This is a genomic window from Reyranella sp. (genome assembly GCF_036558665.1).
In the GTDB taxonomy this organism is placed as follows: Bacteria; Pseudomonadota; Alphaproteobacteria; order Reyranellales; family Reyranellaceae; genus Reyranella.
The window spans coordinates 1-13,388 of the sequence record NZ_DATBFE010000049.1 but is presented as its reverse complement, the minus strand read 5'-3'; the positions used below and the strand labels follow the sequence as shown (position 1 = coordinate 13,388).

14 protein-coding genes are annotated in these 13,388 nt (G+C 65.4%); 7 read left to right on the top strand and 7 right to left on the bottom strand.

The genetic code is table 11. The features are described 5' to 3' along the window. The coding region (locus tag VH499_RS07390; protein WP_332052060.1) for a TetR/AcrR family transcriptional regulator at positions 1-602 on the bottom strand (602 nt) is incomplete at its 3' end. 87 nt (positions 603-689) lie between these two features. On the opposite strand from VH499_RS07390, the gene VH499_RS07385 reads away from it, so the two are divergent. The 3 genes from VH499_RS07385 to VH499_RS07375 all read left to right on the top strand — a co-directional run bounded on the left by VH499_RS07385 (position 690) and on the right by VH499_RS07375 (position 4,253). After that, positions 690-1,538 carry a TauD/TfdA dioxygenase family protein gene (locus tag VH499_RS07385; RefSeq protein ID WP_332052059.1) on the top strand — a complete coding sequence of 283 codons (849 nt, stop codon included), beginning with the start codon at positions 690-692 and terminating at the stop codon, positions 1,536-1,538. 54 nt (positions 1,539-1,592) lie between these two features. Then, positions 1,593-2,885 (top strand): MFS transporter, encoded by a 1,293-nt coding sequence (locus VH499_RS07380; protein WP_332052058.1) that lies wholly within the window; start codon positions 1,593-1,595, stop codon positions 2,883-2,885. Between the two features lie 117 nt (positions 2,886-3,002). Continuing rightward, entirely contained in the window at positions 3,003-4,253 is a 1,251-nt protein-coding gene (locus VH499_RS07375; RefSeq protein ID WP_332052057.1) for a cation:proton antiporter, read from the top strand. A gap of 34 nt (positions 4,254-4,287) precedes the next feature. Here VH499_RS07375 and aqpZ read toward each other — a convergent pair whose 3' ends face one another. The 6 genes from aqpZ to VH499_RS07345 all read right to left on the bottom strand — a co-directional run bounded on the left by aqpZ (position 4,288) and on the right by VH499_RS07345 (position 9,627). Next, positions 4,288-5,022: an aquaporin Z gene (gene aqpZ, locus VH499_RS07370; protein ID WP_332052056.1), complete on the bottom strand. Its 735-nt coding sequence runs from the start codon at positions 5,020-5,022 to the stop codon at positions 4,288-4,290. A 156-nt stretch (positions 5,023-5,178) separates the two neighbouring features. Further along, the gene (locus VH499_RS07365) at positions 5,179-5,511 is read right to left on the bottom strand and encodes a hypothetical protein (RefSeq protein ID WP_332052055.1); all 333 of its coding nucleotides are present in this window, start codon (positions 5,509-5,511) and stop codon (positions 5,179-5,181) included. An 18-nt stretch (positions 5,512-5,529) separates the two neighbouring features. Beyond that, on the bottom strand, positions 5,530-5,745 hold the full coding sequence (locus VH499_RS07360) for a hypothetical protein (RefSeq protein WP_332052054.1): 216 nt from the start codon (positions 5,743-5,745) through the stop codon (positions 5,530-5,532). 36 nt (positions 5,746-5,781) lie between these two features. After that, entirely contained in the window at positions 5,782-7,347 is a 1,566-nt protein-coding gene (locus VH499_RS07355; protein ID WP_332052053.1) for an arylsulfatase, read from the bottom strand. Positions 7,348-7,477: 130 nt separating this feature from the next. Next, positions 7,478-8,440 (bottom strand): DUF2950 domain-containing protein, encoded by a 963-nt coding sequence (locus VH499_RS07350; RefSeq protein ID WP_332052052.1) that lies wholly within the window; start codon positions 8,438-8,440, stop codon positions 7,478-7,480. Beyond that, positions 8,437-9,627, bottom strand: coding sequence for a DUF3300 domain-containing protein (locus VH499_RS07345; protein ID WP_332052051.1), 1,191 nt, complete (start codon positions 9,625-9,627; stop codon positions 8,437-8,439). Before VH499_RS07345 ends, VH499_RS07350 begins: the two co-directional genes overlap by 4 nt. 438 nt (positions 9,628-10,065) lie before the next feature. Here VH499_RS07345 and VH499_RS07340 point away from each other — a divergent pair, with 438 nt between their 5' ends. The 4 genes from VH499_RS07340 to VH499_RS07325 all read left to right on the top strand — a co-directional run. Then, complete coding sequence (locus VH499_RS07340) at positions 10,066-10,746, top strand: AraC family transcriptional regulator (protein ID WP_332052050.1); 681 nt, start codon at positions 10,066-10,068, stop codon at positions 10,744-10,746. A gap of 94 nt (positions 10,747-10,840) precedes the next feature. After that, entirely contained in the window at positions 10,841-11,719 is an 879-nt protein-coding gene (locus VH499_RS07335) for an alpha/beta hydrolase (RefSeq protein WP_332052049.1), read from the top strand. Positions 11,720-11,864: 145 nt separating this feature from the next. Further along, positions 11,865-12,794 carry a formylglycine-generating enzyme family protein gene (locus tag VH499_RS07330; protein WP_332052048.1) on the top strand — a complete coding sequence of 310 codons (930 nt, stop codon included), beginning with the start codon at positions 11,865-11,867 and terminating at the stop codon, positions 12,792-12,794. After that, the coding region (locus VH499_RS07325) for a sulfatase-like hydrolase/transferase (protein ID WP_332052047.1) at positions 12,787-13,388 on the top strand (602 nt) is incomplete at its 3' end. The genes VH499_RS07330 and VH499_RS07325, both read left to right, overlap by 8 nt.

Sequence of the window (13,388 nt, the reverse complement as noted above, 5' to 3'; positions counted from 1 at the left end):
GTCATCGGCTCGTGCAGGGACAGGGGTCCCGGGTTGATGAGCACCATGTTGTTGAACGTGCCGTACATCATCTGAAAGGCAAGGCGAACCCGATCCTCCAGATTGGGCCCTGGCTCGTGGGCCGCCAGCCGCGTGATGTGCGGAAGGCAATGGGTGACGTGCAGACGCCCGAGTTCGCGCATCGGCGTCCAGCTTCGCCGATCGCTGCTGGCGCGCCTCAGGGAGGCGCGGACGAGGCCTTCATGGTCCCTGATCCAGGAAACGCCGCCCTTGCAAATCCAATTCAAAAGATGCGCGAGGTTGTCGCGCGGCACGCGGTCGGAGCTGTAGGCCGCTGCCAGTTCCCTCTTGGCGTCCTCGACCACGAGGCGCTGCAGGGCGTCGATGAACGCCTCCTTGTTGTCGAATCGGGCGTAGAAGGATCCCACCGTCGTGCCGCACCGCTCGCAAAGAACGTCGATCGACAGGCTCTCGAAGTCGTGATCCTTCAGCAAGGCCAGGCCTTCATTCATGAGCCGGACAACGAGTTCACGCGTGCGCCTTTGCTGCGAGGGGCGCAGACCCTTGACTTTGACCTCCCCAATCAGCTGCTCGTCCAGCATCGACTTCTTCCCATTGACAACCTTTTGCGAAGGCAAGATATTAACTAGAATTATAATTCTAGTCTAGAGGACCGACGGAGGAAACCGATGCGAAATTCCCGGTTCGATGTCCGCCCGACATCGCCGGCGGTGGGGGCAGAAATCCTCGGCGTCGACCTGTCGAAACCGCTGTCCGCGGCCGAGACCGAAGAATTGCGCGGAGCGCTCAACGACTTCGGCGTGATCTTCTTCCGTGATCAGGATCTCAGCCCCGAGCAGCACATCGCCTTCGCCGAGCGGTTCGCGGAAATCAACGTCAACCGGTTCTTCCGGTCGGTTCCCGGCTATCCGCAGATCGCCGAGGTGCGCAAGGAGCCGAAGCAGACGGCCAATATCGGCGGCGGCTGGCACACCGATCACAGCTACGACGAGGCGCCGGCGCTCGGCTCGATTCTGCTGGCGCGTGAAGTTCCCGAGAGCGGTGGCGATACGATGTTCGCCAGCATGCATCACGCCTATGAAGCCTTGTCGGACGGGCTGAAGCAGACGCTCGAGGGCCTGCGCGCCGTTCACTCGAGCCGCCATGTCTTCGGTGCTGCAGCCCAATATTCAAGGGATGTCGCCGGTCGCATCGGTAATCCGGACCTGGCAACTCAAGACGCCGTCCATCCGGTCGTCGTTCGCCATCCCGAATCGGGCCGGAAGATTCTCTATGTGAATCCGGGATTCACGACGCACTTCGAAGGCTGGACCCAGAAGGAAAGCAGGTCGCTGCTCGACTATCTCTATGCCCATGCCGCGCGGCCGGAGTTCCACACCCGCTTCCAGTGGCGCAAGGGATCGATCGCCTTCTGGGACAACCGCGCGACCTGGCATTTCGCCATAAACGATTATCATGGCGAGCGACGGCTCATGCATCGGATCACGCTCGAGGGCGTTCCGCTCGTCCGGCGATGAGAGAGACGCCGTGATGGCGTACGGTGCACAAGAACCAGGCGGGAGGAGCGCACAATGACCAAGGTGGAACCGCAGAAGGGGGCATGGCTCATCGTGACCCTTCTGTTCTTTTTCATGCTGATCAACTTTGTCGACAAGGCGGTCATCGGCCTGGCCGGTGTTCCGATCATGAAGGAGCTCGAACTTACGCCGAAGGAATTCGGGCTGGTGAATTCCAGCTTCTTCTTCCTGTTCTCCATCTCGGCCGTGATCACGGGCTTCATCGTCAATCGCATCCAGGCGCGCTGGGCACTGCTGATCATGGCGCTGATCTGGGCATTGGCGCAGTTCCCGATGGTGGGAACGGTCGGGCTCGGCACGCTGATCGCCAGCCGTGTCGTGCTGGGCGCGGGCGAGGGGCCGGCCTATCCGGTTGCGCTGCACGCGACCTACAAATGGTTTCCCAACGAGCTGCGCACGCTGCCGACGGCCGTCATCGCGCAGGGCGCTGCGATCGGCGTGGTGATCGCCGTCCCTCTGCTCGACTGGGTCATCGAGAAGTTCTCGTGGCACGCGGCGTTCGGTGTGCTGGGCGTGGTCGGGCTTGTCTGGGTTGTGGCCTGGCACTTCCTCGGGAAAGAAGGCAGCATCGTCGTCACTGTCGCGCGCGACAGCGGGCAAGCGATCGAGCGCGTGCCCTACAGGCGCCTGCTGCTGAACGGCACCGTGCTCTCGGGCTTTGCCGCCGGCTTCGGTGCCTACTGGGGTCTGTCGCTGCTGGTCGGCTGGTTCACGCCCTATCTCATCAAGGGGTTGGGCTATTCGCAGAAGGAGGCGAGCTGGATCACGGTCCTGCCCTGGGCCACGGGTCCCTTCGTCGTGATCTTCGCCGGCTGGTTCTCGCAACATCTGCTGGCGCGCGGCGTCGGCACCCGTCTCGCCCGCGGCGTCTTCGGCGGCGCTGCCGTGGCCCTGGGCGGGGTCTGCCTGATCCTGATGCGCTACATGCCGGGAGACGCGCTCAAGATCGCCATGATCGTCGCGGGCATCGCCATCCCTTCGGTGATCTATGTGGTGGGACATGCGATCGTGAGCGAGATCACGCCCGTGCCGCAGCGGGGCGCCATGCTGGCGATCAACAACGCGGTCGCCACCTCGGCCGGACTGATCGGTCCTTATGTCATGGGCAGCGTTGTCCAGGCCGCCGGCCTCTCGCCGGCCGACGGCTATGGTCGCGGCTTCTTCATCTGCGGCCTGGTCGCGCTTGCGGGCGGCTTGATCGGAATGTTCTTCCTGCGGCCCGAAAGCGAGATCGCCCACTTTGCCTTGCCGCCGGCGCCACGACAGGTCCCGGTCCCGGGCGAGTAGCACTGTCCGAGATCGGGGCGGCAAACCGGCTGGGACGACGGTCCTCGGCGAGCAGCGGGACGGCGACGGCAGTTGTCGCTAGTATCGTCGGCTCGGATCAGACGTCGCCTCGTGACCATGGACATCGCTTCCCTCGATTTGCCGCCGATGGCGCGTTTCGGCGCCGTCCTTTTCCTCCTGCTGTTCACGCCCTACCTCACGCGACGCCTGCACCTTCCGTCGGTCGTCGGTTACATAATCGCCGGCGTCGTTGTCGGTCCGCACGGTCTCGGCATCGTTCCCAAGCACGGCGAGGTCGCGAACTTCTTCGCCGATCTCGGCAAGCTCCTCCTGATGTTCTTCGTCGGCCTCGAGGTCGATCTCCGGCAGTTCCGGGCCCAGCGTGACAAGTCGTTCCTGTTCGGCCTCGTGACCTTCGGCCTGCCCATGATCGCCGGCACCGCCGTCGGCTTCCTGTTCGGCTACGGTACCGTCTCGGCGCTCCTCATCGGCTCGCTCCTCGCGTCGCATACGCTGATTGCCTACCCGATCGTCATGAATGCCGGCCTCACGAGACTGCCGTGCGTCACCGTCGTGGTGGGCGCCACGATCCTGACCGACATGCTGTCGCTGCTGATGCTGGCGATCTGCCTGACGACCCACAGGGCAGGCTTCGAACCCGTGGCGCTCGCCGTGCAGCTCGGCGAGCTCGCCGTCTTCATCGTCGTGATGGTGTTCGTCCTGGGGCCGGCCGGCCGCTGGGCCTTCGACCGGATGGGGCAGACCGACGAGGCGTCGTTCACCCTGATGCTTGCCATCGTGGCGCTCGGCGCGACCTTCGCCGAGGCCCTGAAGCTCGAGGGCATCCTCGGCGCCTTTTTGGCAGGCCTCGCCGTGAACGAGGCGGTGCGTGACACGCAGGCGAAGGAGAAGATCGAGTTCCTGGGCAACAATCTGTTCGTCCCGGCCTTCTTCATCGTCACCGGCTTCCTCGTCGACCTGCACGTCTTTGCCGCGACGCTCTGGTCCAATGCCGCGATGGTGCTGGCCGTGGTCCTCGGCCTGATCGGCAGCAAGTGGCTGGCAGCGGAAATCACGGGTCGGGCATGGCGCTATCCGGCCATCGAGCGCGGCCTGATGGCGGCCTTGACCCTGCCGCAGGTGGCCGCGACCCTGGCGGCCGCCCTGGTCGGTTATCAAGCCGTCAACAAGGCCGGCGAGCGGCTGATCGATACGCCGATGCTGAACACCGTGCTGGTGCTCGTCATCGTGACGTCCGTACTGGGTCCTGTCCTGACCGAGCGCTATGTGAAGCGCGCCGGTGGCAAGGCCGCGCGGCGGCGACCGGTCCATTCCGTGCTGGGGCGTAGCGGCCAGCCGGCCGCCTGAGCGGCCGGCCCACGATGATACCCGATGCGCGCGCTCAGCCTGTCTTGCCGCTCAACGCCGTCGCCGACGAGCCCGGCTGCCCGGCTGCGGGTTCGGCAACCAGCTTGTAGGCGAGGCCGGCAATGATCGCACCGACCAGCGGCGCCAGCCAGAACAGCCAGAGCTGGGCGAGCGCACCGCCGCCCACGAACAGGGCCGGCGCCGTGCTGCGGGCAGGGTTCACCGACGTGTTGGTGACCGGGATCGAGACGAGGTGGATCAGCGTCAGCGCGAGCCCGATCGCAAGCGGCGCGGCTGCTGCCGGTGCGCGCTTGTCGGTCGCGCCGAGGATCACGGTGACGAAGCCGAAGGTCATGACGATCTCCGACACCAGTGCCGCCGCCATGCCGTACTTGCCGGGCGAGCGGTCGCCATAGCCGTTGGTCGCAAAGCCACCGATCTCGGCCCCTGCCTTGCCGGTCGCGATCACATAGAGGATCGCGGCGCCAGCAATGCCGCCGAGAACCTGCGCCACGACGTACGGCGCGACCTCGCGCGTGGGAAAGCGGCCACCCACGGCAAGGCCGACCGTCACCGCGGGATTGAAATGCCCGCCTGACACCGGTCCCAGCGCGTAGACCATGGTGAGGACCGTAAGCCCGAAGGCGAAGGCCACCCCCATGAAGCCAATGCCGAGCTGGGGAAAGGCGGCCGCCAGCACCGCGCTGCCGCACCCGCCCAGCACCAGCCAGGCGGTGCCGATGAACTCCGCATAGAGACGATTGGTCATGGGCATCATGTCGTTTCCCCCGTCAAAAGAGCCATCCTAGTAGCTCGCGGCGCCCTCGCTCGTTCGGGCACTGTCCGCTGCGCACACCATCACAACCGCCATCGCGCCTGCGACGCACGCTGTGCTCGTCGGCGTCAGTGGCCCCCTTTATATTAACTACTGTCGCTTCGGCAGCTTATCCTTCTCGGCCAGGATCGCGCGGTCGATCACGGTGAACAGGTAAGCGTCGGGCGCGAGCGTGCAGCCGCCGCGCACCAGCATGGCGAGCTGGCCGCCGCGCTCGTCCTGCGGAAGCGTCACGCCGCGATAGCGGGCCGAGTGTTCGGCGAGGAAGATCGCGAGCTGCCTGCGCTCTTCGGGTTGCATGACCTGGGCGTCGCGGCAGGTCATATAGACCGCCTGATCGAAGCTGAGCCGCGGTGCCTGCGCGTGGGCTCCCAGCGGAGCAACCAGCAGGGCGCCGAGGACGAGAAGGATCTTGTCGTTCATGGCTCGCTCTCCCTTGTTCTACTTGCCGACGGCGCTGCCGCCGAGATAGCCGACCGCGCCGCCGATCAGGCCGGCGCCCACGACCTGGCCGAAGCTGCCGCCCGTGACGAGACCGATGCCGGTGCCGGCCGCGGCGCCCACGGCCGCGCCCTTCTCACCGCTGCTCATGGGTCGGTCGCAGCCGGCAACGATGGCGCCGATGGCGACCACCAGGACAAATGTCGATTTCAGCATGGTTCTCCCTCCTGATTTGACGACTCTCTGCTGCTTCTATTTGGCGCCCGCCTTGGCGGCGTTGGCCTTGATCTTGGCTTCGACGTCCCGGGCGATCTGGTCGATCGAGAAACTCGCCTGCTCCTGGCTCGGCGGATACTCGACGAAGGTCTGCAGGAACATCGCGGCGTGGGTGGTCATCCACGAGATCAGATAGGCGTTGTCGACGACCCATTTGTTGTATTCGTCGGAGACGATGTCGGCTCGCTCATAAGGGTCCATGCGCAGGTTGTAGAGCTTCGGAACCCGCAGGCAGACGAACGGCTCCTGCCACACGGCAAAGCCTCCGGGGTGCTTCATCTCGCAGAACACGGCCTTCCAGTTGTCGTGCCGGTATGCGACCAGCACGCCGTCGTCATTGAAGTAGGCGAACTCGTCGCGTGCGCTCTTGGTCTGCTGACCGGTCAGGTAGGGAAGCTGATTGTAGCCGTCGAGATGGACCTTGAAGTCCTTGCCGCCGATGGCCGCGCCCTTCAGCAGACGGTCCTTGATCGTGCTATCGCCGGCGGCGGCGAGCAGGGTGGGGAACCAGTCGAGGCCGGAGAACATCTCGTTCGAGACCTCGCCCGCCTTTATCTTGCCCGGCCAGCGGATCATCGCCGGCACGCGGAACGCGCCCTCCCAGTTCGAATCCTTCTCGTTGCGGAACGGCGAGGTCGCCGCGTCCGGCCACGAGAAGCGGTTGGGGCCGTTGTCGGTAGTGTAGATCACGATCGTGTTGTCGGCGATCTTGAGATCGTCCAGCGCCTTCAGGAGCTTGCCGACGTCGCCGTCGTGCTCGATCATGCCGTCGGCGTAGTCGTTGCCCGGCATGCCGCTCTGGCCCTTCATGGCGTCGCGGATGTGGGTGAAGATGTGCATGCGCGTGGTATTCATCCAGGTGAAGAAAGGCTTGTTGGCCTTGACCTGGCGCTGCATGAAGTCGATGGCGGCGGCGGTGGTCTCGTCGTCGATCGTTTCCATGCGCTTCCTGGTGAGCGGACCCGTGTCCTCGACCTTGCCGTCGGCCGACGCCTTGATCACGCCGCGCGGGGAGTTGGCCCGGACCCAGGCCGCATCGTCCTTCGGATAGTAGGGCCGTTCGGGCTCTTCCTCGGCGTTGAGGTGGTAGAGATTGCCGAAGAACTCGTCGAAGCCGTGCCGGGTGGGCAGATATTCGTCGCGGTCGCCGAGATGGTTCTTGCCGAACTGGCCCGTGGCGTATCCCAGCGGCTTGAGCGCCTGGGCGATCGTGACGTCGCGGTCCTGCAGGCCGACGGTGGCGCCCGGGATGCCGACCTTGCTGAGGCCGGTGCGCTTGGGGGTCTGGCCGGTGATGAAGGACGAGCGGCCCGCCGTGCAACTGTTCTCCGCATAGTAGTCGGTGAACATCATGCCTTCCTTGGCGATGCGGTCGATGTTGGGCGTCTTGTAGCCCACCACGCCGAACGAATAGGCGCTGATGTTGGTCTGGCCGATGTCGTCGCCGAAGATCACGAGAATGTTCGGCTTGGCCGGCGCCTGCGCGGAGGCCGGAACGGGACCAATGAAGGCGGCGCAGGCCAGGCCCAGTGCTGCGGCCATCGCGCTGCCGGACAAGAAACCGGATCGGCTGGCCTTCCTGGCAAGGTTATCGGGCCTGCTACGGTCCACATCTTGTCCGTTCACCTCTCCCTCCCTTTTTCCGACTCCGGGAACGCGCGGCGATACGCCGTCACGGCGGCGTCGTGTCCGATTTCTGCCAGTCCTTGTCCGGATTGAAGGCGGTAATGGCGGCGGCCTTCGCCGACGTTTCGGGGCCGAGATCCTGCTCGTAGACGTCGCCCTGCTGGTTGACGATGAAGGTCATCACGCCGGTTTCGCCATATTTGACCGGCCAGGCGATCACGCCGAAGCCCGCGATCATGTGGCCCTTCACTACGTAGTCGTGTGCGCCGTCGGGCTGCGCCGCCGACCCCTGGCGATAGAGCATGCGATAGTGATAGCCGAAGTACCCGTCGCGCTCGCCGGCGCCGGGCTGGGCCTTGGCGACGAGGGGGCCGAGGGGGCTTTCCGGTTCGCCGGGTTTGGCCTCCCAGTAGAGACCGTCCTTCTTTCCGGGCGAACTCAGGAGGCGCCGTGCATAGGCGGTCGTTCCGCTCTTCATCGGATCCAGTGCCGCATAGTCGTGCTCTGCATCGACGATCGCGAGCAGCGTCTGCACCGTGGTCAGCTCGTTGCGCCCGATCTCGCGCGCCTCGATCTCCTTGCGGCCGGCCTCGACGTCGAACCGCCAGGCAGCGCCGTCCTTGACGATCGGGATGGGCATGACGAAGCCCGTCTTGCCGACCTCGACAACGGCCTTGTCGTCGCCTTGCTTCTCGATCCTGTGCGCCTCGTCCCAGGCCGTCAGGAACTTGGCGCGCGTGTTGTCCTCGTCTTGCCGCGTGCCCGGCACGAAATCCCGCCAGCCGCCGCCCAGCATGGCCGACACCGCCTTGTCGTCGTCCTTGCGGATCGCCTCGGTGAGGGCGTCGGCGGCAGCTTCGGGGGAGGCGAAGGTCCGCTGCTTCCCGGACGGTACGGTCGTGACGGTGGGAGTCGGCGAGGCTGCGGGCGTCTGCGCCAGCGCACCGGCGGCGAGGCCGGCCGTGTATGCGAGCGCGAGGAACGCACACCGGAGAAGTGACCGCATCATCGGCGCCCTCCGCCAGCACGAGCGCCGCCGCCGGCACGAGCGCCGCCTCCGCCGCGTCCCTGGAAGTTCGGGTGTGACTGGGCGCGATTCATCTGCGTGTGTCCACGCGCGGCCTCGCGGTTCACCTGCTGGCCGTGATTGACGCCGTTCAGCGCCGACGGTCGTTGGACATCGCTCCGGTTCTGAACGTTGGGATGCTGCTGGCCGACATTCGGCCTCGCACCGCCCTGGCCGACCTGGCTACGGTTGGCGACCTGCGGTCGATTGGCGCCCGGCGCGTCGCCGCCGGGATGGCCGCGAAACTGCTGGCGCTGGTCGGCGCCCGGCCGGGGCCCCTGGCCGAACTGCTCACGCGTCTGGGGCGTCCGGTAGGCGACGCTTCGGCGATGGACAGGATCGTGCTGCCATTGATTGTTGCCGCCCGTGTATCTGTTGCGGTCGAAATGGTTGTCGATGTTGACGGCACGGTTGACGTTGACGTTGACGTAGGAATTCCCGCGGCCGGCCCAGTTCCAGCCGCCAAAGACCGCGCCGGCGGCGGCGATGCCGGCGCCAAAAAAGAAGCCGGTCGCAAGCGCGCCCGCCAGCGGATAGTAGACTGGCGGATAGGCGGGATAGGGCCACGCGCCGTAAGCCCAGCTCGGATTGTAGCTCGGGACATAGACGACTTCCGGGTTGCTGGGCGCGATCACGTACTGCACGTTGTCGCCCGATCCTTGCGTCGTGACCGTCTGTTCTGGCGTGCTCTTGAGAGTGCCGGCGGCTGTTGCCTTGGCGCGCAAGCGCTGGATCGAGTCGGCGACGTCCTGCTGTTGCGAGAGCATCGCGTCGCCGAGCTTCTGCGTCCAGTCCAGATGGTCGTTCATCTGCTGCAGGACCGACGGGAAGGCGACCAGAGATTTCACGCTGACATCCCACTCCTTGTCCTTGACCGCAGTCACGGCGGCGTCGCCCTTGAGATTGGGGTTGGCCTTCGACCAGCGCGCGGCCTCGACGACCTCGAGCGGGTAGGTGGCGGCCATCATCAGTTGTGACAGGAGTGAATCCGGATAGAGCGCGACCGGCGCCAGCATCTGGTCGAGCTCCTCCGCCGTGAATGGTTTCTGCGCCGGTTGTGCAAGGAGTCCGGTCCGGCGCGCGAACACGCCCAAGGCAATCAACGAGAACAGACAGGTGCGCCGTTTCATGGCTTGCAGGTCTCTCGATTGCAGCCGCAGCAAGGCCGCAAGCGATAGTAGCGCCGCCGTTGTGCCCATGCTCAGCACCGGAGGCAAAAGCGCAATTAAGAGCTTGTACTTCGACAGAACAGCAAATTTGACAAACTCACCGGTGTGCGCGCCATGCGCGCGTCGGGAAAAGCTATGCGCTCTCGCATGCCGCAATCGACTGGAAACTGTCGCAATCTCTGCCTAGCATCGCGGTGCCACGCAGAGGGGGCGCTTATGCTGCGTCGGTCAGCCGGTCCTGTCGTTGTCGAAGGGCGCGCCTTGCCCTTGCAAAAGGGAATCCCCGTCGTCGCCGGGGTGAGAGTTCTCGATGAGCTGCCGACCCGTTCGGTTCTCGCTCAAAGAATCACGCGCAGCGACGGCGAGGTGACATGGCGCCAACCGATGCATCGCATAGTTGTGCCGCCGCGCCTGACGAAGCCTCATCCCATTGCATTCCAGGTCGAGGGAGGCCCCACTCGCCAGGCCCTGTGGAACGACAATCTGGGCTTTTGTCCTGCCGACGTCGAGCTGCGCTCCGTTTCCGCGGGTGCGACCACCGTACACCTCCTGTGGCGCCCCGACCCTGAGACGGCGGGAAAGCTGGAGCCGATGCTCCCGTTTCACGACTCGTTCATTTCCGTGAATGCACGGGCCATTGCCTCGGAACTCGAGGGCGAGGCGCCGGATCCGCTGTTTGTCGAGAGCCTTGGCCATTCGATCATCGTCAAATACATGCGGCAGTTTTCGACACGTGGCATCGATGCGCCGCGCTCCTCGGGCCTGTCTCGCGAGAGACTGCGCCGCGTCGTCGACTACATCGAGAGTAACCTCGGAGATGCGCTTACGCTCGACATCATCGCAGAGGTCGCTTGTCTGAGTCCCTATCATCTCTCCCGATCGTTCCGGCGCACCACGGGTATCGGCCTCCACAGGTATGTCGTGCAACGCCGGATCGACAGGGCTCGTCAACTCGTTCTCAGCACGGATCTCGCGGTTTCCCAGATTGCCGTGGCGGTCGGGTTTGACAGTCCAGCCGCTTTCGCGACCCGCTTTCGTCAGTTCACCGGCCAGTCTCCTTCGAGCCTGCGGCGCAACTGACCTTCCCAGAAGCGCAAGAGTCAGCAAGCGAAGCGCAAAGACGCGAAATCGGGCCATCACGAAGTGCCCTATCCTTCGCCCAGGGAGAAATTCGGTGGCCGGTTATCGAGCGGATGATCGCAAGCTGATCGCGACCGGCGCGGGCCCCGTCGAATACCGCGATATCGGCAGCGGGCAGCCGATCGTTTTCGTGCACGGGCCGTTCGTCAACGGCGCGCTCTGGGACGACGTCGTCTTCTATCTGCCGCTCGGCCTGCGGTTGCTCCGGCTCGATCTCCCGCTGGGCGGTCATCATCGACCGGCGGCAGCAACCGCCGACCTGACGTCGTCCGCGATGGCCCGGCTGCTTCTCGATTTCATCGAGACACTCGACCTGCAAGGCGTCACTCTGGTTGCAAATGATGGCGGATGCCTCATCTGTCGGCTCGCGAGCGCCAGCAGCGACCGTCGGGTTCGGCGCATCGACGGCATGCTGCTCACGAATTGCGATCCTGCCGGCCGCCTTGGGCATTGGCATTCCGCGATCGAGGGTCCGGAAACCGCGACCCTGGACCGGCTCGCGGCCGGGCTGGCGACGCCGGACGGTCGGCGGCGCTTCTTCGAGCGCCTGGTCTGGACGTTGCCGCCGGACGAGCAACTGGACGACCTGCTGGGCGGCTTCCTGACCGACGCGGCCATCCGGTTCGATGCCTGGCGGGCGTTGCGCGGGACGGCCGATGCGTCGGCGACGTCCGACGATGCGTTCGCCGGTCCCGTGCGCATCGTCTGGGGTGCCGATGATGCGAGCTTTCCGCTCGACGTCGGCAAGCATCTGGCCGAGGGATTCATGAACTCCGGATTTCGCTCGATACCACGAGCGCGGCTCCTGTTGCCGCTCGATCAACCCGAGGCCCTCGCCGAGGCGGTTGTCGAGATCGTGGAACAGGCGACGCGAGTCCACGCCACCGGGACTTGGCAGGGAGGAAGGGCTTGATGTTGCGTCACCGCGATCGGGTTCGTTCTTGCGATCGTCTCACGGTCTCGTCTTGGCCATTGTTTGGCATCGTTGCCGGGATGACCGTCCTTACCGAGAGGTCAGGGGCGTAGTGATGGAAACACTGGAAAGGCCAGTCGCTTCGATGTCCGACATGATCCGGATTCCCGGCGGCACCTTCCGCATGGGCTCCGATCGGCACTATCCGGAAGAGGCGCCTGCTCATCGCGTGACCGTCGACGGCTTCTGGATCGATCCGACGCCGGTCACCAACGCGCAGTTCCGCAAGTTCGTCGAGGCGACGGGCTACGTCACGTGGGCCGAGATCGCGCCCGATCCCAGGGACTATCCCGGCGCGCTGCCGCACATGCTGAGGGCGGGCGGCCTGGTCTTCACGCCACCTTCGAAGGCGGTCGACCTGCGCGACTGGAGCCAGTGGTGGCGCTTCACCTTCGGCGCCACCTGGCGGCGGCCCTACGGCAAGGGCAGCCATCTCGGCGGGCTCGACGATCATCCGGTGGTCCAGATCGCCTACAAGGATGCCGAAGCCTATGCCGCCTGGGCCGGCAAGCAATTGCCGACCGAAGCCGAATGGGAGTTCGCCGCTTGGGGCGGCCTCGACGGCGCGGAGTTCGCCTGGGGCGACGAGTTCACGCCCGGCGGCAAGCACATGGCCAACACCTGGCAGGGCGAGTTCCCGCGCGAGAACCTGCGCAGCGACGGCTGGGCGCGCACGTCACCGGTGCGCGCCTTTCCGGCCAACGGCTACGGCCTCTACGACATGATCGGCAATGTCTGGGAGTGGACGACCGACTGGTACTCGACCCGGCACACGGCCGATGCGCCCAAGGCCTGCTGCGTGCCGGAAAATCCGCGCGGCGGACCGAAAGAGCAGAGCCACGATCCGCGCGACCGGCTCCACATCCCGCGCAAGGTGCTGAAGGGCGGCTCGCATCTCTGCGCGCCCAATTATTGCCGGCGGTACCGGCCGGCCGCGCGTCATGCCGAGGCGGTCGACACCACCACCAGCCATGTCGGGTTTCGTTGTGTGGTCAGAGGAGGCAAGCATGAGTGACGGCAAGGACGGCAAGCCGAGGGATGCCCAAAGGCGCAACTTGCTGCTGGCGGGAAGCGCTTTATCGGTGCTGGGCACCGCAGGGCTCGGCGCCGTGCCGCAGTTGGCGCAGGCGCAGACGCCTGGGCCGGCAGCGGGCGCCGGGGGCAAGAAGCCCAACATCCTGGTGATCTTCGGCGACGATATCGGCATCCCGCAGATCAGCGCCTACACCATGGGCATGATGGGCTATCGCACGCCCAATATCGACCGGATCGCGGCCGAAGGCGCCATCTTCACCGACTCCTACGGGCAGCAAAGCTGCACGGCGGGCCGTGCGTCGTTCATCCTCGGCGAGGAGCCGTTTCGCACCGGGCTCCTGACCATCGGCATGCCGGGCGATCCGCACGGCATCCAGGATTGGATGCCGACCATCGCCGACGTCCTCAAGACGCAGGGCTACGCCACGGGGCAGTTCGGCAAGAACCATCTCGGCGATCGCGACGAGCACCTGCCGACGAGGCACGGCTTCGACGAATTCTTCGGCAACCTCTACCATCTCAACGCCGAGGAGGAGCCGGAAGGTTACTTCTACCCGAAGGACCCGGAATTCCG

Excerpts from the sequence above, each read along its gene's own strand:
- VH499_RS07380 (WP_332052058.1), top strand. The coding sequence starts at position 1,593 with ATGACCAAGGTGGAACCGCAGAAGGGGGCATGGCTCATCGTGACCCTT.
- VH499_RS07385 (WP_332052059.1), top strand. The coding sequence starts at position 690 with ATGCGAAATTCCCGGTTCGATGTCCGCCCGACATCGCCGGCGGTGGGG.
- VH499_RS07360 (WP_332052054.1), bottom strand. The coding sequence starts at position 5,745 with ATGCTGAAATCGACATTTGTCCTGGTGGTCGCCATCGGCGCCATCGTT.
- VH499_RS07355 (WP_332052053.1), bottom strand. The coding sequence starts at position 7,347 with ATGGCCGCAGCACTGGGCCTGGCCTGCGCCGCCTTCATTGGTCCCGTT.
- VH499_RS07365 (WP_332052055.1), bottom strand. The coding sequence starts at position 5,511 with ATGAACGACAAGATCCTTCTCGTCCTCGGCGCCCTGCTGGTTGCTCCG.
- VH499_RS07345 (WP_332052051.1), bottom strand. The coding sequence starts at position 9,627 with ATGAAACGGCGCACCTGTCTGTTCTCGTTGATTGCCTTGGGCGTGTTC.
- VH499_RS07350 (WP_332052052.1), bottom strand. The coding sequence starts at position 8,440 with ATGATGCGGTCACTTCTCCGGTGTGCGTTCCTCGCGCTCGCATACACG.
- VH499_RS07330 (WP_332052048.1), top strand. The coding sequence starts at position 11,865 with ATGTCCGACATGATCCGGATTCCCGGCGGCACCTTCCGCATGGGCTCC.
- aqpZ (WP_332052056.1), bottom strand. The coding sequence starts at position 5,022 with ATGACCAATCGTCTCTATGCGGAGTTCATCGGCACCGCCTGGCTGGTG.
- VH499_RS07375 (WP_332052057.1), top strand. The coding sequence starts at position 3,003 with ATGGACATCGCTTCCCTCGATTTGCCGCCGATGGCGCGTTTCGGCGCC.